The following is a 22152-nucleotide window of genomic DNA, read 5'->3' on the forward strand; positions in this document are numbered from 1 at the left end:
CTGCCGACGCGCTGCGGCTGCCCCGGTAACAACTGTGCTGCACCGCTGAGAGGGGCAGTTTGCCCAGACAGTCCTCGCAGATCTGGCCGTCTCGCAGCAGCAGGGCATTGGCGCACAGCAGCCGGAAATTGTGCAGGGTCTGCACCACGGCGGCCCCACCAGCCCGCGCGCCGCCGTAAACGGCGGGCGAGAGCAGCGGAAAGGTGTTGTGGAAATGCACGATCTCCGAGCCGTATTCGCGGACCAGGGCCGTGATCTTGCGGGCCATGCGGGCGTTCCAGACGGTCTGGGCAGCGGCCTGAAGACGGGGAGTCTGCTCGATCAGGTCATTGCTGACGGTAAAGGTCTGCACGTCGTGACCGTGGCGGCGCAGCAACGCCGTCTCGGCCCGGAAGACCACGTCCTCGCCGCCTGCCTGCTGATAGAAATTATGGACCACCAGTATCTTCATGACCCCTCGGTTTCTCGACCAGAACGTTTCTTCAGATCAGAGCGCTTTCTCTGCACAGATCGCTCTTTCTGGCTCCCTTGCAAAGCGCCCAGATAGCAGCAGCGATACCCCTGCGCCATTCCCTCCAGATTGAAGCGCTGAAAGATTTCTGGCTGCTGTGCAGCCGCGACCCCGGCGTAATGCTCATACGCCCCGATGGCTTCCGCCAGGGTGCGGGCCAGCGCAGGTACGTCACCGGAGGGACACAGCAGCGGGTATCCGGAGGGAAAGATCTCGCTCAGGCCCCGGACTCGCGTAGCAACCACGGGCACGCCTGCCATCAGCGCCTCGACGGCCACCAGACCCAGCCCCTCGAAGCGGGAAGGCACCAGCATCAGATCGTAGTTGCCCAGGTGTGCGGCCAGATTGGCCACCGGTTCGGCCAGCGTGACGCTCCAGGGCAGGGTCTGGGTGTGGACCCACTGTTTCAGTGTCTTTTCAAGCGAGCCGTGGCCAAGGATGGTCACCTCCACCGGACGGGCAGTCAGGGCCGAGGCGGCGGTCAGCAGTTCGGGCAGCAGGTCCACGCCCTTCTGCGGCTCCAGGCGGCCCGCAAACAGCACCCGGATAGGGTGATCCGCCGGGCGGAGAGCCTGTTCTGGCGCTGCATCTGGCGGAGCCGAGACACCGTTATAGACCACCCGCATCTGATCTCTGGGGGTCAGCGGCAGGTGCTGGCCCGCCTGAAATTCCCACAGCCCGTCCAGGCAGGCCGCAGAAACCCCCACTACCGTGGCGCGGCGCAACCGGGGTTCCACCAGCCGCCCGACCCGCTGCCACGCGGGCCAGATTTCAGAGTTGTGGACGGTACGCACGATCCGGGTTCCGGCAGGCAGGCCCAGCAACGAGGCGACGGCGAAGGTGGTCTCAGGGATCTCGGTGTGCAAGTGAACGATCTCGGGCCGCGTTTTCCAGATCAACCGGTTCAGGCGCACCCCAGCCTGGGCCAGCCCACCGCGCTTAAAGCCCAGGGCTGTGCCGCTGTGGACTGGAACATGCAAACGCTTCAGCCGCCGGGCCATCTCCTGGCCCACTGGATTGTCGACCACACCGCCCACCGCGAAAAAGGAGAAGCTGAATTCGGGATGCAGCGCCTCGGCCAGCGAGATCGCCACGTTCTCGGCCCCACCCATATCCAGATGGGTGATGACCTGCAAAACGCGGGGGTGGGCCGGATGCGGCATGGCAGAGATCACCGGGAAACAGGCACGGAACCGAGCTGCCAGAGCCAGGAAAGGAGAAAAATACGGATGGGCAAAATCATCGTCACTGAGGGTACAGCCTCAGTAGGCCCCGGAACCGCGCAGCACCACGCCCACGGTCCGCATCAGGATCACCATGTCCAGCCAGATCGACCAGTTGCGGACGTAGTACGGATCCCAGCGTTCCATGCCCAGATTGCCCGCCTCCGAGCGGCCCGACACCTGCCACAGTCCGGTCATGCCGGGGCGCACCAGCACGCGCAGACGCTGGGCCGGGGCCGAGAGCTGGTCCTGATGATAGGCGGGCAGCGGGCGCGGGCCTACCAGCGACATGTGGCCCAGCACCACGTTCACGAGCTGAGGCAGTTCGTCCAGGCTGGTCTTGCGCAGCAGGCCGCCAATCCGCGTGATGCGGGGATCGCGGCGCAGCTTGAAATGCGTTTCCCATTCCAGTCGCAGCTCGGCGTCTTCCTCGAGCTTGCGGCGCAGCACCTCCTCGGCATTGGGCAGCATGGTCCTGAATTTCCAGGTGGCGAAGGGTTGGCCGTTCAGGCCCACGCGGCGTTGCAGGAACAGCGGATTGGCGCGGTCCTCGAACCAGATCAGGGCAGCCAGCAGCGCGCACACCGGCAGCCACACCGGGGCCGACAGGATCACGGCCAGCAGATCGAAGGCCCGCTTGACCCCCTGGGCCAGCGGATCGACCAGATTGCGCGCCACTTCCAGCCCCAGCACGCCGCCGAAATCGTTGGCCGTGACCCATAGCGACTCGACCTCGAACAGATCAGGGACGATGATCACCTTGGGGTAATGCGCCAGTGGGCCTTCAAGAAGCTGCACCAGCCGCTCCCGGTCCAGGCCCGGCATCGCCACGATGGCCACCGGGGCCTGCTGCTCCCAGGGCTGAGGCATGCTGCCCACCGGCCCCACCACCGGCACGCCCAGCACGGCGCTGCCATGCAGCAGTTCGTTGTCGTCCAGAATGGCGCTGGGCTGGTAGCCGTAGCCAGGGTTCTCACGCAGCGCCTGCACCATCAGCGTGCCGGTCACGGCGGCCCCGTAGATCACGGCGGGCACGCCCCACAGGCCCGCGCTCAGCAGCGCCCGCTTGACCCCGGCCCGCGTGACCAGCACCAGCCCCCAGCTCAGGATCAGGCCCAGGGTCAGCGAGAAGCGGCTGACCGTGTCGGTCTGCTGGGTCATGAACAGCACGCCGGTCACCGCCGCGAAGACCAGCACGGTCAACTGGGTAATGCGCTGCAACTCGGTGGGCGCAGCCAGCCCCCAGCCGGGCAGCAGCCGCAGGAAGCCCGCGCCGACCACCCAGGCCACCCACAGGAAGGGAATCAGGCCCGGCACCGTGCCGTCTCCGGCAAACCAGCCTCCGGCCAGCCAGGGGCCGTCGGGGACATTACCCAGCAGCGCCACGCGCACCCCTGAAGCCAGCAGCAGGGCCACTGTCAGGGCCAGCAGATCGCCGCCCACCAGCGCCGCCGCATTCAGGAGCCGCCGGGTCAGCATCAAGCGCACAGCCCCCCGGCTGACCGGCCCGGAAAACGTGGAAGATGAGGTGCTGCGAATCGCTTGCATAGGGAAACTCCTGGGGAGACTGACCTGTTCATAGGGGGGAAGGCGGGGAAGGGGCACAGCTCAGAAAGTGGTTTTTGCAGATTTGTGTACAGCGGGGCAGGCCAGGACTGGAATAAGTTGATGCCTCTTACCAAGAGAGCTTAGAGAGTGTGGGCACAGACCCGGCCAATCCATAACTTCTCCTGAATCTGGCTGATCGCTGCCTGATCAAACTGACCTGGGCATGAAGCGGCATGACGGAAAACCGCACTGGGCGGAGAACAACGCCCGGACCCTGTCTACCACCCCGACGTTCTCACCCGGCAATCATGACGCCGATCTCGTTAACTGAACGTAAAACGGTTCCGTCCCGGACACAGGGATCAGAACGGTCTGCCCTGGGAGATCCCCATCACCCCTCAGATCACGTCCAGCGCGCCGCGTAGGCGTCCGCATCGAATTTGCGCTTCAGACCGCCCGCGTTCATGTAGCGCACCATGCCGAAGATCGGGCGGCGCGCCCACGGTCGGTCATGCAGCCCCAGCACCCAGCCCATGCCCGCGTAGCTGTTGGCGTCGCGCCCGTCCTGCTCATAGCGGTTGTTGAGCCAGACCATCTCGGCGTAGGCGTCCCTGGGATTCGGCGTCCATTCCAGAATTTTCTTGCCCCAGTACATCCGCATGTAGTTGTGCATCCGTCCGGTGCGGACCATCTGATTCTGCGCGGCGTTCCAGTACGGATCGTGGGTCTGTGCGGCGTCGAACTGCTCGCGGGTATACAGGTACTCGCGGCGGTCCCCGGCGTGTTCTTCCAGGGTCTTGCGCGCCCAGTCGGGCAGACCGTCGTACTGGTCATACTGCGGATTAAAGGTACAGAGATTGAAACTCAGTTCGCGCCGCACAATCAGTTCCTCTAAGAACGCGTCCGCGCCAGGGCCGCCGTGTTCGCGGGCGGCCAGCGCGGCGGTCAGCGGCGACAGGTGGCCGTAGTGCAGGTACGCGCTCAGGCGGCTGCTGCCCTCCACATTCGGATCGTTGCGCCTCGCGTCATACTGGGCCAGATCAAGTTCGATGAACTCGGATACCCGCTCCAGCGCCGCATCCTCACCGCCTGCCTCGGTGCCAGGGGGCACGCCATGATCGACGGGCAGGGTCTTGACCAGTGCCGCCGGGTCACCCACGTCCAGCCCCGCCTCCCAGTCGTCCGTCTGCGCTGCCAGTTCGTGTTCTTCCAGAGGCACCAGATATTCATGCCACAGCCGGTGAATCTTGGGCCGGATGGTCCGCGCCGCGTATTCCTGCTTGCCGCTGACCGAGTGAACGGGAATGACCGCTTCAGATTCGACTTGAACAAAAGGAACTTCGAGTTGGGCTTTGAGCCAGTCACGCCACGCCCGCTGAACGTTCAGGTAGCCCACGTCTGTCACGACGAGCGCTGCCCCTTCCCGCGCTGCCTCCAGAACCATTTCAGGCGGCTTGCCCAGGCGGATGGACAGCGGAATGCCGCGCGCCGCCAGATTGGCGCGCAAGTCGCGCAAGCCTTCCAGCAGGTATTGAAAATGGCGGGCGTTGGCCTCCGGGTAATCGGGGGTCAGACCGAAGACGGCCACCAGCGGCAAGCCCCGTTCGTTGGCCTGCCGCACCGCGTATTCCAGCGCGTGGTTGTCGCGGGTCCGCACGCTGGCCTGCACCCACAGCAGCACGAACGCTCCCTTTGCCGGGGCACCAGAACGCAGCGGTTGAATGCGGGAATCGTGAATCATGCCCCGCTTTCTAGCGCGGCAAGGCCGGGCAGACGGTGAGCCGGGCGGCAGATGGTGGCGGGGGTAGATTAAGACCGCGCTTTCCAGTGATGCGGAATGAACAGCTATATTAGGCACACCTAAACGGAGGAACCCATGTCAGACCACGAACAGAAGATCAAAGTCGAGTTGCCCGAAATCAAGATTGCCCTGCCAGACGGCGGGAACGCGGGCGCGGCCTACGGCACAGGTGCAGGCCCGCGCCGCCGCACGCCCCAGACTCAGATGGCCCCCACCACCCGCAGCTTTCTGGGCGGGTTGCTGGTGGGTACCGTGGGCCTTAAACTGCTGGGCAGCCGCGACGCCAAGAAACTGTACGCCCACCTGATCGCCGGGGGCATGAAGGTCAAGGACAGTCTGGACACCTCCGTAGAGGGCGTGCGCGCCTCCTACGACGACGTGATGGCCGACGCCCGAGACATCTACGAGAAGGACCGCAGCGATCAGAAGGGGCGCGAGTACGCGGACCTGAGCAGCGAGGACAACGCCCCCGACTTCGTGGACGCCGAGTTTGTGGAAGAAGAGACAGCCCAGCCGAGGAAGGCTGTTCCAGCCAGCAAGAAGGACGCCGGGGACACCGACAGCAAGTGAGCCTGCGTGCGTTTTAGGATTGAACACAGCGGGCCGGGCCGTCTCAGAGTTTCAGCCGAATATCCCTTCGGCCCGGCGGCCCGCAAAGTTTTACGCGAGCGACTGCTGGACCTGCCAGGCGTGACCCGCGTGACGGTCTACAAATACGGCAGCGGTCTGGTTCTTGAACATAGGGGATCGCGGGACACACTTTTAACCGCCCTGCAACGCCTGGACGTGCTGGACCTGTGCCAGGACGCAGGCGACATCGGCACCGCGCCGGAGGAACGCGAGCTGTTCGACGTGTTCTACGAGGCGTTCCTGCGCCGGGCGCTGACGCATACGCTGCTGCCACCTGTCGTGCGCGCCCCGATCACAATCATCAAATCGCTGGCCTTCATCCCCCCCGCCCTGCGCGCCCTGCGCGGGGGCCACCTGACCGTGGAGGTGCTGGACGCCACCGCGATTGTCATCTCGCAACTGATGGGCGATTTCTCCACCGCATCATCGATCATCTTCCTGCTGAATCTGGGCGAGGACCTGGAAGGCTGGGTAGAAACCCGTTCGCGCGAGCGGCTGGAAGGCAGCCTGTCGTTCCTGAGCCGCAGCGCCTGGGTACTGATCGAGGGCGGCGGGCTGAAGGAAACCGATATCGCGGAAGTGCGGGTGGGCGACTTGGTGAGCGTGACGGCGGGCCGCGCCATTCCGCTGGACGGCGAGGTCATTCGCGGGCGGGGCATGGTCAGTGAGTCCACCCTGACCGGCGAGCCACTGGCGGTCTCCAAGACGGTGGGCGACAGCGTCTACGCCAGCACCGTGGTGGAAAACGGCGAGCTGACCCTGCGCGTGACCAGTCTGGCCACCGAGAGCCGCATCAGCCAGATCGTGCGGCTGATGACCGAGGGCGAGGATTTCCAGTCGCCGCGCCAGCGCCTCAACCAGACCCGTGCCGACGCGCTGGTGACCTACAACTTTCTGGGGGCCGCCGTCACGTACGCGCTGACCCGCAGCGTGACCCAGGCGCTGCTGTTCCTGCTGGTAGATGTTTCGTGCGTCCTGAAAATCTCCACGCCCATCGTGGTCATGACCGCCATGCGGCAGATGGGCGATCAACAGGTGCTGATCAAGGGCGGGCGCTTCGTCGAGGAATTCGCGGAGGTGGACACCTTCGTCTTCGACAAGACCGGCACCCTCACCACCACCCGCCCGATGGTGATGGACGTCCTGACCTTCGGCGGCTTCTCGCGCCAGGAGGTCATCAGTTACGCCGCGTGCCTGGAGGAACACTATTACCACCCCATCGGGCACGCCGTTGTCGAGCAGGCCGAGCGCGAGAACATTCCGCACGACGAGATGCACGGCGAGCTGACCTACATCGTGTCGCACGGCATCCAGTCCGAGATCGACGGCAAGCGCACGGTGATCGGCAGCCGCCATTTTGTGATCGAGGATGAGGGCGTACCCATCACAGCGGAGCAGGAAGCCGTCATTGCCGAGCAGGCGCAGCGCTACAACCTGCTGTACTTCAGCATCGATCAGCAGTTGGCCGGGGTGTTCTGCATCGACGCGCCGCTGCGCCCGAATGCCCGGCAGGTGCTTGCTACCTTGCGGGCGCAGGGCAAGCATCTGGTGATGCTGACCGGGGACGGGCAGGCCCGCGCCGACGAGATTGCCGCCGAACTGGGCATCAAGGAAGTCCACGCTGGGGTCTTTCCCGAGGACAAGCACCTGTTCGTGCAGCAGCAGCAACAGATGGGCCGCCGGGTGGTCATGGTGGGCGACGGCATCAACGACAGCGCCGCGCTGTACGCCGCCGACATCGCCGTGGTGATGGCCGAATCCGCCGATCTGGCGCAGCAGGTGGCGGACGTGGTGATCCTGTCCAATGATCTGGGCGCGCTGACTGAGCTGGGCCACATGAGCCGGGGCCTGGAGCGGCGGCTCAATGGCCTGTACACCGGGATCATCGGCGTGAACGGCGGTCTGCTGGCGCTGGGGCTGTTCAACGTGCTGCCCGGCAACCTGCTGGCGCTGCTGCACAACGCCTCCACCATCGGGTTCTCGCTGTACAGCCTGGGTGATCTGGCGGTGGAGCAGAACGCGCTGCCAAACGCGGGGGAACCGCTGTCGGTCTCGTAAGGCGGTCGGGAATTTCAAAGGGGGAACGGGAGGCACCGAAAGCCTCCCGTTCGTCTGTTCCCCTTTACCCCTCCGGCAACCGCCGCACGGGCAACCTGACCCAGCCCCGGCGTGAAATCCAGCGCAGCACGATCACGGTCAGCACGCCGCCCAACTGCGATTGAAACGGGGTGACATACGGGTGCAGCGCCAGCACCGCGAAGGCTCCTGCCGCCGCCGCCGTGGCGTAGAGCTGATCGCGGCGGTACATCACCTCCGGCACCTCGTTGGCGATCAGGTCACGGATGATGCCGCCGCCCACGCCGCTGATCGCCCCTGTGAAGACCACGCCCAGCGGTCCCAGCCCAAAGTTGATGGCCCCCAGCGCCCCCGAAGCGGCGAACAGCGCCAGCCCCGCAGAGTCGAACAGGCTGATGGCGCGCTCGAAGCGGGCCAGCCGCTCACCGAAGCCGAAGGCCAGCACCGAACCCAGCAGAGCGGCGTACAGATACGATTCGTCCCGCAGGAACAGCGGCGGCGTCTGCCCGGTCAGCGTGTCGCGGATGGCCCCGCCGCCCACCGCCGTCACGCAGCCCAGCACCAGCACGCCAAACAGATCGAAGCGCTTGCGGACACCCAGCAGCGCCCCCGAAAGCGCGAAGGCCAGCACGCCGATCAGGTCCAGCCAGTGCAGCCCGGCCTGCAAGGTGATCTCTGGTGGCAACAGCTCATGCACGCCGCGTACTTTAACCTGTCCAGCTTTGTCGCATCTGGCTTTAGCCTGTCTGCTCCGGCTCGGCCCCGCCGTTCCACCGTGCGCCAGTTGCGGACCATGATGTCTTTCAACTGGCCCGGATTCAATCCGCTCTGGCCCAGGCCATCCGGGGTGTGCGGGTAGACCCACGCCCGCTGGCGGTCCAGACGTTGCCGGGGCTGTGCTGATCCGGCCAACGGGCCACCGCACCGGGCCGATTCCAACCGTAACAACGTCGCCAGTGCCTGGAAAAGCCGCCGAATCTCCACAACTCCAACGGGCCTGCTATCGCACCCACCCATCAGCTCATGCTTTACTTTATAAACCGGAGTATAGTGTGGGCATGACTGCCACAGCCTCCACTCCCTTCACGCCGTCCTCCCCCGACAAGCTGCGGGTGGACATCTGGTCCGACATTGCCTGCCCGTGGTGCTATATCGGCAAGCGGCGTTTCGAGGCGGCCCTGCGGGACTTTCCCCAGCGGGAGCAGGTGGAGGTGACATGGCACAGCTTCGAGCTTGATCCGTCTGCGCCAGTCAGCAACCCACAGTCCATGCGCGACGCCCTGGCCCGCAAATATGGCCGCACCCCCGCCCAGGCACAGGAAATGATGGACAGCATGACGCAGGCGGCGGCAGGCGACGGCCTGGAGTACCACTTCGAGAACACGCGCCTGACCAACACCTTCCTGGCCCACCAACTGATCCATCTGGCCGCCGAACACGGCCAGCAGGACGCCATGAAGGAACGGCTGCTGCTGGCCTACATGTCCGAGGGACGGAACGTGGGCGAGATACAGACGCTGGTGGAACTGGCCCAGGACGTCGGTCTGGACGGCACCGAGGTCCGCACCGCCCTGGAAAGTGGACGCTACGCCGATGACGTGCGGCAGGACGAGGCGCAGGCCCAGCAACTGGGCATCAGCAGCGTGCCGTTTTTTGTCTTGGGCGGCAAATACGGCGTCAGCGGCGCGCAGGGGGCGGACGTGTTGCGCGGCGCACTCGATCAGGTCTGGGCCGAGACCCATCCCGCCCCGCTGACCCTGCTGGGCGCGGCTGCCGATGCCGACGGCTGCGAGGACGGACAGTGCGCGGTGCCTGAGCGGAAGTAACGACACGGTCAAAAGAAGGGGAGGGAAACGATGTGCATTCGTTTCCCTCCCCTTCTTTTCTTTTTCAGATCACCGTTATGCAGCGGCGGGCGGCTCTCCGGCAGGCGGCTCATCCCTGGTCTTGATCAGGCTGACGATCACGCCGCCCGCCAGCAGGCTCAGGGTCACGCCCAGGCTGATGGCCGGGTCCAGCTTGCCCCAGATCTGCGAGTAGAAGATCTTGAGGCCGATGAAGACCAGCACCAGCGACAGCGCAGTCTGAAGATACTTGAAACGGTGAACCGCCGCCGCCAGCGCAAAGTACAGCGCCCGCAGGCCCAGGATGGCGAAGATGTTGGAGGTGTAGACGATGAACGGGTCCTGCGTGATGGCGAAGATGGCCGGGATGCTGTCCACCGCGAACACCACGTCGGCGGTTTCCACCATGACCAGCGCCAGCAGCAGCGGCGTGGCGAAGGTCTTCATCTTGCCGTTCACCATCTGCTTGACCGTGAAGCGCTCGCCGTGTAGCTCGTCGGTGATCCGCAGCCGCTTTTTCATCCAGACCAGCAGCTTGTTGCTGGAAAAGTCATGTTCGGCGTCGCCGTCTTTGAGCATCTTGATGCCGGTGAACAGCAGGAACGCGCCGAAGATCCACAACACCCAGTCAAACTGCGTGACCAGCGCGGTGCCCAGCCCGATCATGATGGCCCGCAACACGATCACGCCGATGATGCCCCACAGCAGCACGCGCCGCTGCAATTTCAGCGGAATGGCGAAGAAGGCGAAGATCAGGCTGATCACGAACACGTTGTCCAGCGCCAGCGCCTTTTCCAGCGCGAAGCCGGTGTAGAACTCGATGCCGGATTCGCGGCCCAGTGTCAGCCACACCCACAGGCCATAAAGCATTGCGATGCTGATGTAAAAGGCCGACAGCCACAGGCTCTGGCCCACGCCCATCACGCCGTCGTCGTCGGCACCCAGTTTCCGTTTGCGGAGTTTTTCCAGCACACCCAGGTCAAAGACCATCAGGGCGAGAACCACGGTCAGGAACATGATCCACATCCAGGCAGGCTTGCCCAGCCACTCGGTCACCGTCAGGAAAGATAGATCCATTACGTCTCCTTGCACCGAAGACGCCACCAGGGGCCAGATTCAGGGACAAAAAGACCCGACACGTCTTCGCGTGCCGAGTCTTGCCGATTCTGGAATGCACCGGGATTTTTAGCCCGTATTGACGACACATTCCCCTGCGTATGCAGGTGGCTACTCCCTCGTTCCAGAAAGTGTAACCGAAAGGGTGACCCGCAGTCTTAACAAAACATTTATGGAGTGGGACTCGTGTGGTGAGTATACGGGCTGTGCACAGGGTGGACGGGAACCCCCGAACAGGATTTCCGCCCCTGAGGTTTCATGCCTTACTGGCTGGTGATGGGCGTGTCCACATGCAGGGTATAGCGCTGCAACTTTGCGCTTTCCAGACTGCGGATATAGGTTGTGCCGCCCCTGGGCAGGTACACGTAATGCTCGGCGCGGGACCAGCCTGCGGCCAGTTGCCACGTCTGCTGCATGTCGGGGGGGGTGGTCCTGAAAATGGCCGTGAACGGCTGGGTGGCGTAGGCCACGCGGTCATGGGTCATCAGGTCCAGGGTCTCGCCACTGTCGCGGACGCCGTTGGTATTGCTGTCCTGCCACATGGACCAGCGCAGAAAACGCGCCTGCGCGTCCCCGATGCTGCCCCTCAGGCTCCCCGCCACAATTTCGGCGGGCAACAGCAGCGTCACGTCCTGCACGTTCTTCTCCTCGCTCTGCCAGCGCGCCGGATCGACTTCCGCGCTGGTGACCCCGGCGGCCACGCTGACCTGGTACACGCTCCTGCCATCGTCGGTCAGCAGGGACAGATAGGCGTTGGCAGGCGCGGCTGGAAAACGGACTTCCACCCCTGTCGGCAGTGCGGGGCGGCCACCATCGGGCGCGGCAGCAGGACTGGCCGCACAGGACGCCAGCAGCAGGCCCAGCCCGGACAGGATCATCAGGTTGCGGCGCTTCATTTCAGACCTCCCCGGTCGTTCAGTCCCATCGAGATCAGGCGGTTGCTGTCCTCGTGCAGACGGATGGTCAGGCCCTCATCGGTGGCGGGCACGCTGTTCATGGTCACGCGGTACTGGCCGGGCGTGGCCGTGGGTTGCAGCACCTCGTGACGCACCAGACTCCAGCCGGAGACGCGTTTGCCGTTCTCCGCCGATCTGCCATCCGTGCTGCTGAAGCTGTAGGAAAAGGCCGTGTCGGCGTAGCTGTAGATGTCGTGGGTGATCAGCAGTTCCTCGCTGCTCTCGGGTTTGTTGTTGCTGTTGCTGTCGCGGAAGAGCGTGAAATACAGGTTGCAGGTTTTGGCCGTCTCGGGCGTAACCACCACGTTATTCAGCCCTTTGGCCTCGCCGGTCTTGAAAGAGGTCAGGCAGGCGGCGTTCTTTCTGAGGGGTTCCAGATCATAGGAGTCCAGCCGCAGGCTGCCGCCATTGACGGTGCCGCCCGAATTGGGGCCGCCCGGAGACGAGAATTGCCCGCTCCTGCCCAGATTGCCCGTGGTCAGGACCCGCACCCCAGCCGTCTGCGTGGGGTCAGAACCGTCCACGAAATAGATGGCAGCCAGGGTCAGCCCGCCCGTCTGGGCCGTATCGGGGAAGCGGAAATCCAGGGTGGTGGATGTGAAGGGCGGCGGAACAGGTCTGGGACAGGCGGTCAGCAGCGTGAGCAGAATGACGCTGCCGCCCGCAGCCCGCGCGGCGTTTTTGTGCTGTCTTTTCATGATCCCCGAATTATAACCAATCCAGAGCAAGTGAGGATGTGTTGAGAGGTCTCCTCTTCATCTGCCGCTAGGCTTTCCCACTGCGCCCCGTCCGGCTCTGGATCACCACCACCAGCAGCAGGAAACCGCCACGGATCACACTTTGCCAGTACGGCGACAGCGAGATGATGCCCTTGCCGTTCTCGAAGTTCAGGATGTTGAAGATCAATCCCAGCAGGAGCGCGCCCACCAGCGTGGACCACACGCTGCCGGTGCCGCCCGTGAGCAGCGTACCGCCCACCACCACCGCCGCGATGGCCGACAGTTCCCAGCCCAGGCCCTCGGTGGGCTGCCCCGCGCCCAGTTGCGCCGCCAGGATCATTCCGGCCAGCCCAGCCAGCGCGCCCGACAGCACGTACACGCCCAGCAGGACACGGTTCACGTTCAGGCCCATCAGCTTGCTGGCATCCTCGCCGCCGCCGACGGCCAGTGCGTGCCGCCCGAACGGCGAGTAACGCAGCGCTATTCCGCCCGCGATAAAGGCGATCAGCAGAATGACCCCCGGCACCGGCAGCCGCAGCAGATCGCCCTGCCCCAGCCACGTCAGCGCCGTGTTGTTCAGGTCTATGCCCACGCCCCCCTGGTTTCGCGCCATCAGCAGCGCCACGCCCCGCGCCCCCAGCAGTGTCGCCAGCGTGACGATAAACGGCTGGATGTTCAGGCGCGTGATGATCAGGCCATTGATCACGCCCACCAACGCCCCTGCTACCACTGCGCCCAGCACGGCCACGATTACCCCATAAGGGCTGAGCAGCGCGGCCACCACGCTACTCATCGCCACCACACTGCCCACCGACAGGTCGATGCCCCCGGTGATGATCACGAAGCACATGCCCAGCGAGATCAGCCCGAACATGGCGTTGTAACGCAGGAAGGTGGAGAAGTTGTACTCGCTCATAAAGCCGGTGTAGCGCAGCGCCCCGAAGATGATCAGCAGGATGAAGGCCGCCAGCACGCCATACTGGCCCAGCAGGCTGATCAGCCGGGCGCGGCGGGGATCACGGGTGAGGTTGGTGTTCAGCATGCTATTCCCTCCGGCGGCGCTGTTGCAGGGCCACCGCGACGATGATGATGGCGGCCTTGACCACCAGCGCGGCGGCGTCCGGCACGCCCCTGGCCAGCAGCGTGTAGCGGATCAGTTGAATGATCAGCGCCCCGAACAGCGTGCCCAGCACCTGCGCGCGGCCTCCAGAGAGCAGCGTGCCGCCCACCGCCACCGCCGCGATGGCGTCCAGCTCCATGTTCTGCCCCACCTGATTGGCGTCGCTGCTGGAATTGATGGCAATGACGATCAGTCCGGCGATCCCAGCCAGCAGCCCGGTAATGGCGTACACCGCCACCTTGACCCGCGCCACCGGAATGCCAGACAGCCCCGCCGCCGTCTCGTTGCCGCCCACCGCCAGCACCGAACGCCCGAACACCGTGCGCCGCACCACCCAGTAAGTGAGTGCCACGATCACCAGCATCAGGATCACCTGGAATGGAATGCCGAAGGGCCGCCCCAGCCCGATGTACGAGAAACCGGGGGTGCTGAAGCTCTGGAGCTGCCCATTGGTGATGACCTGCGCGATGCCGCGCCCGGCGATATACAGGACGAGTGTGGCGACAATCGGCTGCAATTTCAACCGGGTGACGAAGAGGCCGTTCAGCACGCCAAAAGCCCCGGCCACCAGCACCGGCACGATAAAGGCCAGCGTGATTCCCAGCCACTGGGCATTCGCGAAAGCAGCATTCAGGAAAATGAGCGGGGCCAGCACGCCACTGATCGCCATTAAAGAGCCGACAGACAGGTCCACGCCCCCGGTGGCAATCACCAGCGTCATGCCCATCGCCACGATGATGATGGTCGCCACCTGAGTCAGGTTGACGTTGAGGGTCTGCACGCTCAGGAAATACGGCGTGAACAGCGCGTTGAAGATCAGCAGCGCCAGCAGGATCAGGATGCTGGCCCGCACCTGTTTCAGGTCTGACACAAAGGTCTGCCAGCCGCCGCCGGAGCGCGGCGGGCGGACGCTGGAAGCCGCGCCGCTCACAGGCGCACCTGCGGGGCGGGAATGTCCTGCGCCTCTGCACCCTGCGCCATCGCGTGCAGCAGTTCCGGCTCGGTGATCCTGTCGCCCGACAGCCGCGCCACCGAATGCCCGTCGTGCAGCACCGTGACTTCATGGCAGCCCTCGATCAGTTCTTCCAGTTCGCTGGAAATCATCAGCACGCCCAGACCGTCACGGGCCAGTTCGCCGATCAGCCGCTGAATCTCGGCCTTCGCGCCCACGTCGATGCCGCGCGTGGGTTCGTCCAGAATCAGCAGGCGGGGATCGGTGGCCAGCCAGCGCGCCAGCAGCACCTTCTGCTGGTTGCCTCCCGACAGCTCACGGATGGGCTGATCGGGATTGCTGGTCTTGATGCCCAGTTGCGCCACGAAGCGGTCCACGATCTCGCTCTGGCGGGCGGTGTCCACCACCCCGGCCCGCGCCAGACGCGGCAGCAGCGCCAGCGTCAGGTTCTCGCGCACGCTGAGTTCGGGGATGATGCCCTCGGCCTTGCGGTCCTCGCTGCAAAAGCCCAGGCCCGCGCGGATGGCCTCGGCGGGGGTGCGGAAATGGGCGGGTTTGCCGTCCAGCGTCACCTCGCCCGCATCCGGGGTGTCCGCGCCAAAGATCACGCGCGCCAGTTCGCTGCGCCCCGATCCCAGCAGCCCGGCCAGACCCACCACCTCGCCCTGCCGCACGGCCACCGACGCGCCCGTGAGCCTCTGGCCCAGGCGAATGCCCTCGGCTTTCAGCAGCGGCTCTCCCGCCTTGCCCGCGCCGGATTTGACGAAGCCAGTCTGCGCACCCTCGTTTTTAATCTCGCGGCCCAGCATCTGCTCCACCAGTTGCAGGCGGCTGATGTCGGCCATGTTTCCGGCGTACACGGTGCGCCCGTCACGCATCACGGTAATGCGGTCACACACGGCGTACAGCTCGTCCAGGCGGTGGGAGACGAAGATCACGGAAACGCCCCGGTCCTTGAGGCCGCGAATCACGCCGAACAGCGTGTCCACCTCACGCTCGTTGAGGCTGCTGGTCGGCTCGTCCATGATCACCAGTCGGGCGTTGATGGACACCGCGCGGGCCAGCGCCACCATCTGCTGAATCGCCGTGCTGAAGGTGCCCAGCGGCTGCGTCACGTCCAGACTGATGCCCAGTTCCTTGAGCAGGCGGGTGGCCTCGGCATTCATCACAGGCCACTGGATCAGGCCCCATTTCCTGGGTTCACGGCCCAGAAAGATGTTCTCGGCCACCGAGCGCAGGGCGATCAGATTGACCTCCTGGTAGATGGTGGCGATGCCGCCCAGTTGCGCGGCCAGCGGCGAGGTGAATTCCACCGGGCCGCCACCAAAGGTGATGGTGCCGCCGTCGCGCCGGTACGCGCCGGTCAGCACCTTGATCATGGTGCTTTTGCCCGCGCCGTTCTGGCCGATCAATGCATGGACCTCGCCCGCCCCCACGGTCATGGATGCGTGAGCAAGCGCCACGACGCCCGCGAAACTTTTTTGAATGTCCTGCATATCCAGCAGGGGCTGAGCGCCGGAAGGGGCCGAATGGGGCGGACTGGCGCTGGAAGGACTGGCGCTGGAAGAAGGGGGAGTGGTCAAAAGCGTGACTCCTTGAACTGGGCGAGAGATTCGGCATCGGTGAACTGCACTGATGAACTGCGCTGGTGAACTGCGCTGATGAGTTGCGTTGGTGAACTGCATTGTGACGCCCCCGGACATCAAAACCGCGTCACGCTGACTGGGCGTGACGCGGAAGCGGGGCCGAACGGGTCAAACGGCGTGGTTAGAAATGGGGGGGCTTAGTACGCGCCTGCCAGCCCGGCCTTGGCGTTCTGTGGGGTGTAGTCGCGGTCCTCGTTGATGATCTTGGCGGGGAGCTTCTTGCCTGCGGCGTAGTTCTTGAGGGTGGCAAACGCCTTGGGGCCGAAGCGCGGGTTGCACTCCACGACGTAGTTGATCTTGCCGTCGACCACCATCTGCACGGCTTCCCTGCCGCCGTCGATGGACAGCACCAGGATGTCCTTGCCGGGGACCTTGCCCGCCGCCTGAATGGCCGAGACCGCGCCGATGGCCATCTCGTCGTTGTGGGCGTAGATCACGTTGGCTTCGGGGTGGGCCTGGAGCAGCGTTTCGGCCACCTGACGGCCCTTGTCGCGCGAGAAGTCGCCGGTCTGGCTGGCCACGATCTTGAACTTGGGGTTCTTGGCGATCACGTCGTCGAAGCCCTTCTTGCGGTCGTTGGCGGGGCTGGCCCCGGTGGTGCCTTCCAGCTCGATGATGTTCATCTTGCCGCCCGCGTTCTTGACCAGCCACTCGCCCACGCGCTTGCCTTCCTCGATGAAGTCCGAGCCGATAAAGGTCACGTAGTCGGTTCCGGCCTTGGCCAGCTTGGGATCGATGTTGCGGTCCAGCAGGATCACGGGAATCCCGGCCTTGCGGGCCTCGGCCACCACGGGGGCCAGCGGCTTGTCTTCACGGGGGGACAGGAAAATGACGTCCACTTTCTGCGCGATCATGCTGCGGACGTCGGCGACCTGCTTGGCGGTGGAGCCGGCAGCGTCGGTGTAGACGAGCTGATAGCCTAGCTTCTTGGCCTCGTCCTGCATGCTCTTGGTCTGGGCCAGACGCCAGGGGTTGTTGCTCTCGGTCTGCGCGAAGCCCACGCGGTAGGTGGCCTTGACAGGGAGTTTGGGCAGCGCGGCCTGGGCCAGCACGCTGCCAGTGACCAGCGCGATGGCCAGCATTCCAAAAGTGACGGTTTTTTTCATGTCTGTTCCTCCAGAAGAGTGGATCTTGAAATCGGACACCGTCATGGCAATGAAGATGTGTTTGATGCCCGGATGAGGGAAGGGACCATCGCGGTCTGCCCCGCCTGTGCGGGGGCTGTGCTGTATTCGGGGAGAGTGTGCGAGACAAAGCTACCAATACAAAGTCTTGATGTCAACTTTTTTCGACACAAAGTGGATTTTATGAGGTGTTGGGAGGTTTGGCACACCCCTCTCCAGCCCTTTCAAAATCCGTTATTTCCTGTCCAGCAGGCTATATGGCTACACAGGAATGCTTCGCTCCGTGTGACTTCAGCCTGCTCTTGCAATCCCACCACTAAACTTGTAGGTTTGGTGGCAATGCCCCCCCCCGAATTTCCCTGGGAGGCTTCAAGGAGTGAAATGCCAATTGCCGGAAACCGGACCCTGATCGCGGAAGGACAGCGGGCGCTGGCCGTGGTCCACGCCGTCAACAGTGAGACCCGCCTGTCGATGCTCAGCCTGCTGTCGCACAGCCCCATGAATGTCAGTGAACTGACCGCCGCGATGGGACTGCCGCACTCGACGGTCAATTTCAACCTCAAACTGCTGGAAGAGGCCGGGCTGCTGGAAGTGCAGTACATGCCCGGCACACGCGGGCGGCAGAAGCTGATCAGCAAACGCTACGAGGAAATCCTGATCAAGCTGCCCGGCGCGGCGGTCAGCGCCCAGCCCAACGTGGTAGAAATTTCCATGCCCATCGGCAATTACCGCCGCTCGGACGTCACTTCCACCTGCGGGCTGGCCACCGAATCCAAACTGATCGGGATGGTGGACGATCCCCGCTCCTTTTTCGAGCCGGAGCATGTGTTTGCCCAGATCATCTGGTTCCGGCACGGCACGCTGGGCTACGACTTTCCCAACAACCTGCCGCACGGCGCGGAGGCCAGCGAACTGGAACTGTCGGTGGAACTGTGTTCCGAGGCCCCCGAACATGATCCCGACTGGCCCTCGGACATCACGGTCTGGGTCAACGACACCGAGATCGGCACCTGGACCAGCCCGGCGGATTTCGGCGGTGTGCGCGGGCGGCACACCCCGCTGTGGTGGCCGATCAACCACACCCAGCACGGCCTGCTCAAGCGCTTCAAGATCAACCACGAGGGCACTTTCATCGACGGGAAGCAGGTGGGCGACACGTCCATCAAGCAGCTCAAACTGGGTGACCAGCCCCAGATTCAGGTGCGGGTGGGGGTCAAGGACGACGCGCGCTACAAGGGCGGCGTCAACCTGTTCGGCCACAAGTTCGGCAACAACGAACAGGACCTGCTGATGCGCCTGTGGTACGAATTCCGCGAGGGCGAGCGCCCCTACGTGATCAAGTAGGGTCTGCGCGTCCCCCTCTCCCGTGGAGCTGTATCAATCTCAGCTTACCGCGCAGGTTAGAGGACCCAGCAGCAGGACCTAACTCCCCTCAACGAATCAGCAACCGAAGGCCGTCGGGCGCGCAGCGGACGGGCCGCACGCAGCGTGACGGAGCCGGGCATCCGAGCAGGAACGCCGCCGCCCTTTCCCGCCCATAACGCCCGTAAATTCGTGCCCAGTGCAACGCCTGCTCCCCCTGCCCCACTGGGGTAGGGGGCCGGGGGGTGGGGCTGCCGGAACGACACCTCAACCTGACTCAACCTGAAACCCCCGCAGTCTTCCCCCCCTAAAATCCCGGATTCACCGACGCGCCGCCCAGACGGTACTGGAAGGCCATGCGCTGCGGCCCGATGATCTGCGAGCCGCCCACGGTGCCCAGCGGCGTGCCCAGAGAGACGCGGGTGCCCACACTGACCAGCGGCTCATTCAGGCCAAAATATGCGCTGATGGCGCTGGAATGGTCCACCAGTACCACCCAGCCCAGTGAGGCGTAATACGTCACCGCCAGCACGTTGCCCTCCAGCGCGGCCACCGCCTGCGAGCCGTCGGACGCGGACAGCACCACCCACGGTGAGCCGCCCGTGCCATAGGGGGCGCTGACCTGCCCCCCCGGCAGCGGAAACCCCAGCGGACCGTTCGAGGCAGGCAGGGGCCGCAACTCCTGGGCCACCCGCTCCTGCGCGGCCTGAACCTGCTGGCTGCGTTGCTGCAAGGCCGCCTGCTCACGCTGGAGCTGCTGCTCACGGGCGCGCTGCTGCTGTTCGCGCACGGCCCGCTGCTGGGCCTCGCGGGCAGCCTGCGCGCGGGCCTGGGCCGCCGCCTGCTGCCGGGCCTGCGCCTGGGCCACCTGACGGGCACGTTCGGCGGCCTCGCGGGCGCGCTGGGCCGCCTGCTCACGGGCAATGCGTTCCTGCTCGGCGCGGATCGCCGCCAGCCGGATGGCCTCCTGGCGGGCGCGTTCCTGGGCCACGCGAATCCGCAGGGCCTCGGCCTCGCGGCGTTTGCGTTCCTCTTCCAGGCGGCGCTGGCGTTCGGCCTCGATCCGCACTTTCTCTGCCGTGACCTGGGTGATCAGGCCGTCGATGGTGCGGGCAGTCAGGACGCGGTCCGCCTGCCGCTGCGCCGCCAGGGCACGCGCCCCCTGTTCGCTGTCGCGCAGACTGGCCAGCAGGGTGTTCTGCTCGCCCCGGCGCGACTTCAGGCGGCCCAGGGCGGCGTTGCGCTGCGCCCCGATGTCCTTGAGGGTCTGCGCCTGCCGCGCCTGCTGCGCCTGCTGCTCATCCAGCGTCGCCACCTCGCCCTTCAGGTTCTGGATGATGCGGTTGTTGTACTGCCCGGCCATGTTGGCGTAACGCAGCCGGATCAGCAGGTCCGAGAGGCTGCGCGACTGCGACAGCAGCCCCAGGTAATCGTTGCTGCGGCTGCGGTACTGGAGATTCAGGATTTCGCGCACGTCACCCTTCAGGCGCTCGACGCGGGTGGTGGTCACGCCCAGTTGCGACCGGGTGTCGGCCAGTTGCCGCTCGGCCAGCGCGGTGCGGGTGTTCAGGACCGCCAGCTCGTTTTCCAGGTCCGAGACCTGGGCCGCCAGCGCGTCCAGCCGGGCCAGCGCCTCCTTTTGTTGCGCGTTGAGGTTCTGGATGTTTCGGCGGATGCGGTTCAGTTCCCCTGCCTGCGCCGCGCTGAGCTGCTTTTGCTGCTGGAGTTCCTGCTGAAGCTGCTGCAACTTCTGGGAAGTGGTCTGTCCGCCCGCACCCTGTCCCAGCAGCAACGCGCTCAGCAGAATGAGCAGGCCGACGCGCCGCACGCCCCCGACGCCTCGGGCCACTACTCCAGCTCCCGCAGGTAGCGGCGACTGGCGAACAGGCTGCCCACGAAGCCGATCAGGATGCCCAGGGCCGCCACACCGCCCAACACCGGCAGTAGCGTGTTCCAGTCGGTGACCACCGGAAGCACCGGGGCCAGTTCGCGCACGCGCCCGGCCAGTCCCAGGTACGCGGGCGTCAGCAGGGCCAGCGCCAGCGCGGCGGCCAGCACCCCCACGATCAGGCCCTCGATGACGTGCGGCATACGGATAAAGGCGCGGGTGGCCCCCAGCAGGCGCATCACGCTGATCTCGTCGCGGCGGGCGTACATCGCCACCCGCACCGCGTTCAGGATGTTGAACAGCGTACCCAGCAGCAGCAGCCCCACCAGCGCGTACCCCGCGCCGCGCACGGCGGTCAGGGTCTTGACGGTGGGGTCCACGTAGCCCGCACCGTACTCCACGCCGTCCACGCCGCTCAGGGCCGAGACGGTATTCGCCACCGTGCGCGAGTCCTCCACCCGGCTGACCTTCATCCGTAAGGTGTCAGGAAAGGGGTTGCCCACCAGACCCGCCGCGTCGCGGGTGGCCGGGGAAACCTGACTCATCTCCTCCAGCACTTGCGCGCTGGTCACCAGCCGGGCCTCGCGCACCTGCGGCAGCGCCCGCGCCTGGGCCAGCAGCACGGCGTCGTCGGCGTCGGGGGTCAGGAAGGCGGCCACCTCCACCTGCGATTCCAGTTGCTCCAGCGTGCGGTCCACGTTCAGGGTCAGCAGCAGCACGAAGCCCAGCATCAGCAGGGTCAGGGTCATGGTCACCAGCGTCGCCAGCGTGGCCGTGAAATTGCCGCGCATCGCCAGCAGCGCCTGACGGAGGTGGTAGATCACAAGCGCCCGCTCACAGCGCGTAGCCGCCGTAGGGATCGTCCCGCACCAGCTTGCCCTTGCGCAGCGTCAGGGTGCGGTGGCGGTAGCTTTCCACCAGATCGCGGGCGTGGGTGGCCACCACCACCGTGGTGCCGCGCAGGTTGACGTTTTGCAGCACCTTCAGCACTTCGCGGCTGTTCTCGGGGTCCAGGTTGCCGGTGGGTTCGTCGGCCAGCAGCAGCGGCGGGTCACTGACGATGGCCCGCGCAATCGCCACCCGCTGCTGCTCGCCCTGCGACAGTTGTACCGGCAGGGCGTATTTCTTGTGTTCCAGGCCCACGGTCCGCAGCGCCGCCGTGACCCGCCCCGGCCATTCGCGCTGATGCACGCCCGTGACCCGCAGCGCAAAGGCCACGTTGTCGTAGGCGTTCAGGTGCCCCAGCAGCAGGTTGTCCTGAAACACCGTGCCCATGCGGCGGCGCAGCAGCGCGGTGCGCCGTCCCCGGTAGTGCTTCAGCGACATGCCCGCCACCCGGACCTCGCCGCGTGTGGGCAGCGCCCGCTTGAGGACCAGATTCATGAAACTGCTCTTGCCCGCCCCGGAATGCCCCACCAGATACGCGAATTCCCCCTTGCCGATCTGGAGGCTCACGTCGTCCAGCGCCAGCGTGCCGGTAATGGGATAGGCCAGGGTAACGCTGTGAAACTGGATCACGCTGCCGCTCTGATAGGACTGAAAGAGGAAGGGAAGTGGCTGCTCATCGTCACCGCCCAGCATAGCCCAGACCATGAAGGTTGCCTCAGGTCGGCTCTCAGCATTGCGACCTGCCTGG

At 65.2% G+C, this 22152-nt stretch carries 19 protein-coding genes; 4 read left to right on the forward strand and 15 right to left on the reverse strand.

The annotated features are described in order from the left end of the window. From Q319_RS0112595 to Q319_RS0112610, 4 genes are all read right to left on the reverse strand, one after another. The coding region (locus Q319_RS0112595; protein ID WP_029482853.1) for a glycosyltransferase at window positions 1-451 on the reverse strand (451 nt) is incomplete at its 3' end. Continuing rightward, entirely contained in the window at window positions 448-1674 is a 1227-nt protein-coding gene (locus Q319_RS0112600) for a glycosyltransferase (RefSeq protein ID WP_051655359.1), read from the reverse strand. The genes Q319_RS0112595 and Q319_RS0112600, both read right to left, overlap by 4 nt. Before the next feature lie 99 nt (window positions 1675-1773). Further along, complete coding sequence (locus tag Q319_RS0112605; protein WP_029482855.1) at window positions 1774-3282, reverse strand: exopolysaccharide biosynthesis polyprenyl glycosylphosphotransferase; 1509 nt, start codon at window positions 3280-3282, stop codon at window positions 1774-1776. Window positions 3283-3685: 403 nt separating this feature from the next. Continuing rightward, a complete protein-coding gene (locus tag Q319_RS0112610; protein WP_029482856.1) occupies window positions 3686-5023 on the reverse strand; it encodes a deoxyribodipyrimidine photo-lyase in 1338 nt (445 codons plus the stop codon). Window positions 5024-5158: 135 nt separating this feature from the next. Here Q319_RS0112610 and Q319_RS25555 point away from each other — a divergent pair, with 135 nt between their 5' ends. Both Q319_RS25555 and Q319_RS0112620 read left to right on the forward strand, forming a co-directional pair. Then, window positions 5159-5653: a DUF6110 family protein gene (locus tag Q319_RS25555; protein ID WP_051655353.1), complete on the forward strand. Its 495-nt coding sequence runs from the start codon at window positions 5159-5161 to the stop codon at window positions 5651-5653. 6 nt (window positions 5654-5659) lie between these two features. Further along, complete coding sequence (locus Q319_RS0112620; RefSeq protein ID WP_081846026.1) at window positions 5660-7771, forward strand: heavy metal translocating P-type ATPase; 2112 nt, start codon at window positions 5660-5662, stop codon at window positions 7769-7771. Between the two features lie 64 nt (window positions 7772-7835). Here the strand turns inward: Q319_RS0112620 and Q319_RS0112625 are convergent, their stop codons facing one another. Continuing rightward, on the reverse strand, window positions 7836-8486 hold the full coding sequence (locus tag Q319_RS0112625; protein ID WP_029482859.1) for a trimeric intracellular cation channel family protein: 651 nt from the start codon (window positions 8484-8486) through the stop codon (window positions 7836-7838). A 361-nt stretch (window positions 8487-8847) separates the two neighbouring features. On the opposite strand from Q319_RS0112625, the gene Q319_RS0112630 reads away from it, so the two are divergent. Then, the gene (locus tag Q319_RS0112630; RefSeq protein WP_051655355.1) at window positions 8848-9615 is read left to right on the forward strand and encodes a DsbA family oxidoreductase; all 768 of its coding nucleotides are present in this window, start codon (window positions 8848-8850) and stop codon (window positions 9613-9615) included. 75 nt (window positions 9616-9690) lie between these two features. On the opposite strand, the gene Q319_RS0112635 is transcribed toward Q319_RS0112630, so the two are convergent. The 7 genes from Q319_RS0112635 to Q319_RS0112665 form a co-directional block, all read right to left on the reverse strand. Further along, the gene (locus Q319_RS0112635; protein WP_029482861.1) at window positions 9691-10710 is read right to left on the reverse strand and encodes a TerC family protein; all 1020 of its coding nucleotides are present in this window, start codon (window positions 10708-10710) and stop codon (window positions 9691-9693) included. A gap of 302 nt (window positions 10711-11012) precedes the next feature. Continuing rightward, window positions 11013-11645: a hypothetical protein gene (locus Q319_RS0112640; RefSeq protein WP_029482862.1), complete on the reverse strand. Its 633-nt coding sequence runs from the start codon at window positions 11643-11645 to the stop codon at window positions 11013-11015. Next, window positions 11642-12403, reverse strand: a complete 762-nt coding sequence (locus Q319_RS0112645; protein WP_029482863.1) for a hypothetical protein — start codon at window positions 12401-12403, stop codon at window positions 11642-11644. The genes Q319_RS0112640 and Q319_RS0112645 overlap by 4 nt, the downstream gene beginning before the upstream one ends. A 67-nt stretch (window positions 12404-12470) precedes the next feature. Beyond that, window positions 12471-13466 carry an ABC transporter permease gene (locus Q319_RS0112650; RefSeq protein ID WP_029482864.1) on the reverse strand — a complete coding sequence of 332 codons (996 nt, stop codon included), beginning with the start codon at window positions 13464-13466 and terminating at the stop codon, window positions 12471-12473. Window position 13467: 1 nt separating this feature from the next. Next, window positions 13468-14475: an ABC transporter permease subunit gene (locus tag Q319_RS0112655; RefSeq protein ID WP_034414946.1), complete on the reverse strand. Its 1008-nt coding sequence runs from the start codon at window positions 14473-14475 to the stop codon at window positions 13468-13470. Further along, the gene (locus Q319_RS0112660; RefSeq protein WP_245619191.1) at window positions 14472-16079 is read right to left on the reverse strand and encodes a sugar ABC transporter ATP-binding protein; all 1608 of its coding nucleotides are present in this window, start codon (window positions 16077-16079) and stop codon (window positions 14472-14474) included. The genes Q319_RS0112655 and Q319_RS0112660 overlap by 4 nt, the downstream gene beginning before the upstream one ends. A gap of 200 nt (window positions 16080-16279) precedes the next feature. Beyond that, window positions 16280-17248 (reverse strand): ABC transporter substrate-binding protein, encoded by a 969-nt coding sequence (locus Q319_RS0112665; protein WP_029482867.1) that lies wholly within the window; start codon window positions 17246-17248, stop codon window positions 16280-16282. Window positions 17249-17647: 399 nt separating this feature from the next. Here Q319_RS0112665 and Q319_RS0112670 point away from each other — a divergent pair, with 399 nt between their 5' ends. Then, window positions 17648-18610 carry an ArsR/SmtB family transcription factor gene (locus Q319_RS0112670; RefSeq protein ID WP_029482868.1) on the forward strand — a complete coding sequence of 321 codons (963 nt, stop codon included), beginning with the start codon at window positions 17648-17650 and terminating at the stop codon, window positions 18608-18610. A 325-nt stretch (window positions 18611-18935) separates the two neighbouring features. Here the strand turns inward: Q319_RS0112670 and Q319_RS0112675 are convergent, their stop codons facing one another. Genes Q319_RS0112675 through ftsE form a run of 3 tightly spaced genes read right to left on the reverse strand, consistent with a single transcriptional unit; the run spans window position 18936 to window position 22034 of the window. After that, window positions 18936-20477, reverse strand: a complete 1542-nt coding sequence (locus Q319_RS0112675) for a murein hydrolase activator EnvC family protein (RefSeq protein WP_245619201.1) — start codon at window positions 20475-20477, stop codon at window positions 18936-18938. Beyond that, window positions 20477-21340, reverse strand: coding sequence for a cell division protein FtsX (locus Q319_RS0112680; protein ID WP_029482870.1), 864 nt, complete (start codon window positions 21338-21340; stop codon window positions 20477-20479). Before Q319_RS0112680 ends, Q319_RS0112675 begins: the two co-directional genes overlap by 1 nt. A 10-nt stretch (window positions 21341-21350) precedes the next feature. Beyond that, window positions 21351-22034 carry a cell division ATP-binding protein FtsE gene (gene ftsE, locus Q319_RS0112685; RefSeq protein ID WP_029482871.1) on the reverse strand — a complete coding sequence of 228 codons (684 nt, stop codon included), beginning with the start codon at window positions 22032-22034 and terminating at the stop codon, window positions 21351-21353. Window positions 22035-22152 lie beyond the last annotated feature (118 nt).

This window comes from Deinococcus marmoris DSM 12784, from assembly GCF_000701405.1.
Taxonomy (GTDB): Bacteria; Deinococcota; Deinococci; order Deinococcales; family Deinococcaceae; genus Deinococcus; species Deinococcus marmoris.

Bases quoted from the DNA above. Each gene is read 5' to 3' on its own strand.
- Q319_RS0112600 (WP_051655359.1), bottom strand. From the start codon at position 1,674: ATGCCGCATCCGGCCCACCCCCGCGTTTTGCAGGTCATCACCCATCTG.
- Q319_RS0112605 (WP_029482855.1), bottom strand. From the start codon at position 3,282: ATGCAAGCGATTCGCAGCACCTCATCTTCCACGTTTTCCGGGCCGGTC.
- Q319_RS0112610 (WP_029482856.1), bottom strand. From the start codon at position 5,023: ATGATTCACGATTCCCGCATTCAACCGCTGCGTTCTGGTGCCCCGGCA.
- Q319_RS25555 (WP_051655353.1), top strand. From the start codon at position 5,159: ATGTCAGACCACGAACAGAAGATCAAAGTCGAGTTGCCCGAAATCAAG.
- Q319_RS0112630 (WP_051655355.1), top strand. From the start codon at position 8,848: ATGACTGCCACAGCCTCCACTCCCTTCACGCCGTCCTCCCCCGACAAG.
- Q319_RS0112635 (WP_029482861.1), bottom strand. From the start codon at position 10,710: ATGGATCTATCTTTCCTGACGGTGACCGAGTGGCTGGGCAAGCCTGCC.
- Q319_RS0112640 (WP_029482862.1), bottom strand. From the start codon at position 11,645: ATGAAGCGCCGCAACCTGATGATCCTGTCCGGGCTGGGCCTGCTGCTG.
- Q319_RS0112645 (WP_029482863.1), bottom strand. From the start codon at position 12,403: ATGAAAAGACAGCACAAAAACGCCGCGCGGGCTGCGGGCGGCAGCGTC.
- Q319_RS0112650 (WP_029482864.1), bottom strand. From the start codon at position 13,466: ATGCTGAACACCAACCTCACCCGTGATCCCCGCCGCGCCCGGCTGATC.
- Q319_RS0112665 (WP_029482867.1), bottom strand. From the start codon at position 17,248: ATGAAAAAAACCGTCACTTTTGGAATGCTGGCCATCGCGCTGGTCACT.
- Q319_RS0112670 (WP_029482868.1), top strand. From the start codon at position 17,648: ATGCCAATTGCCGGAAACCGGACCCTGATCGCGGAAGGACAGCGGGCG.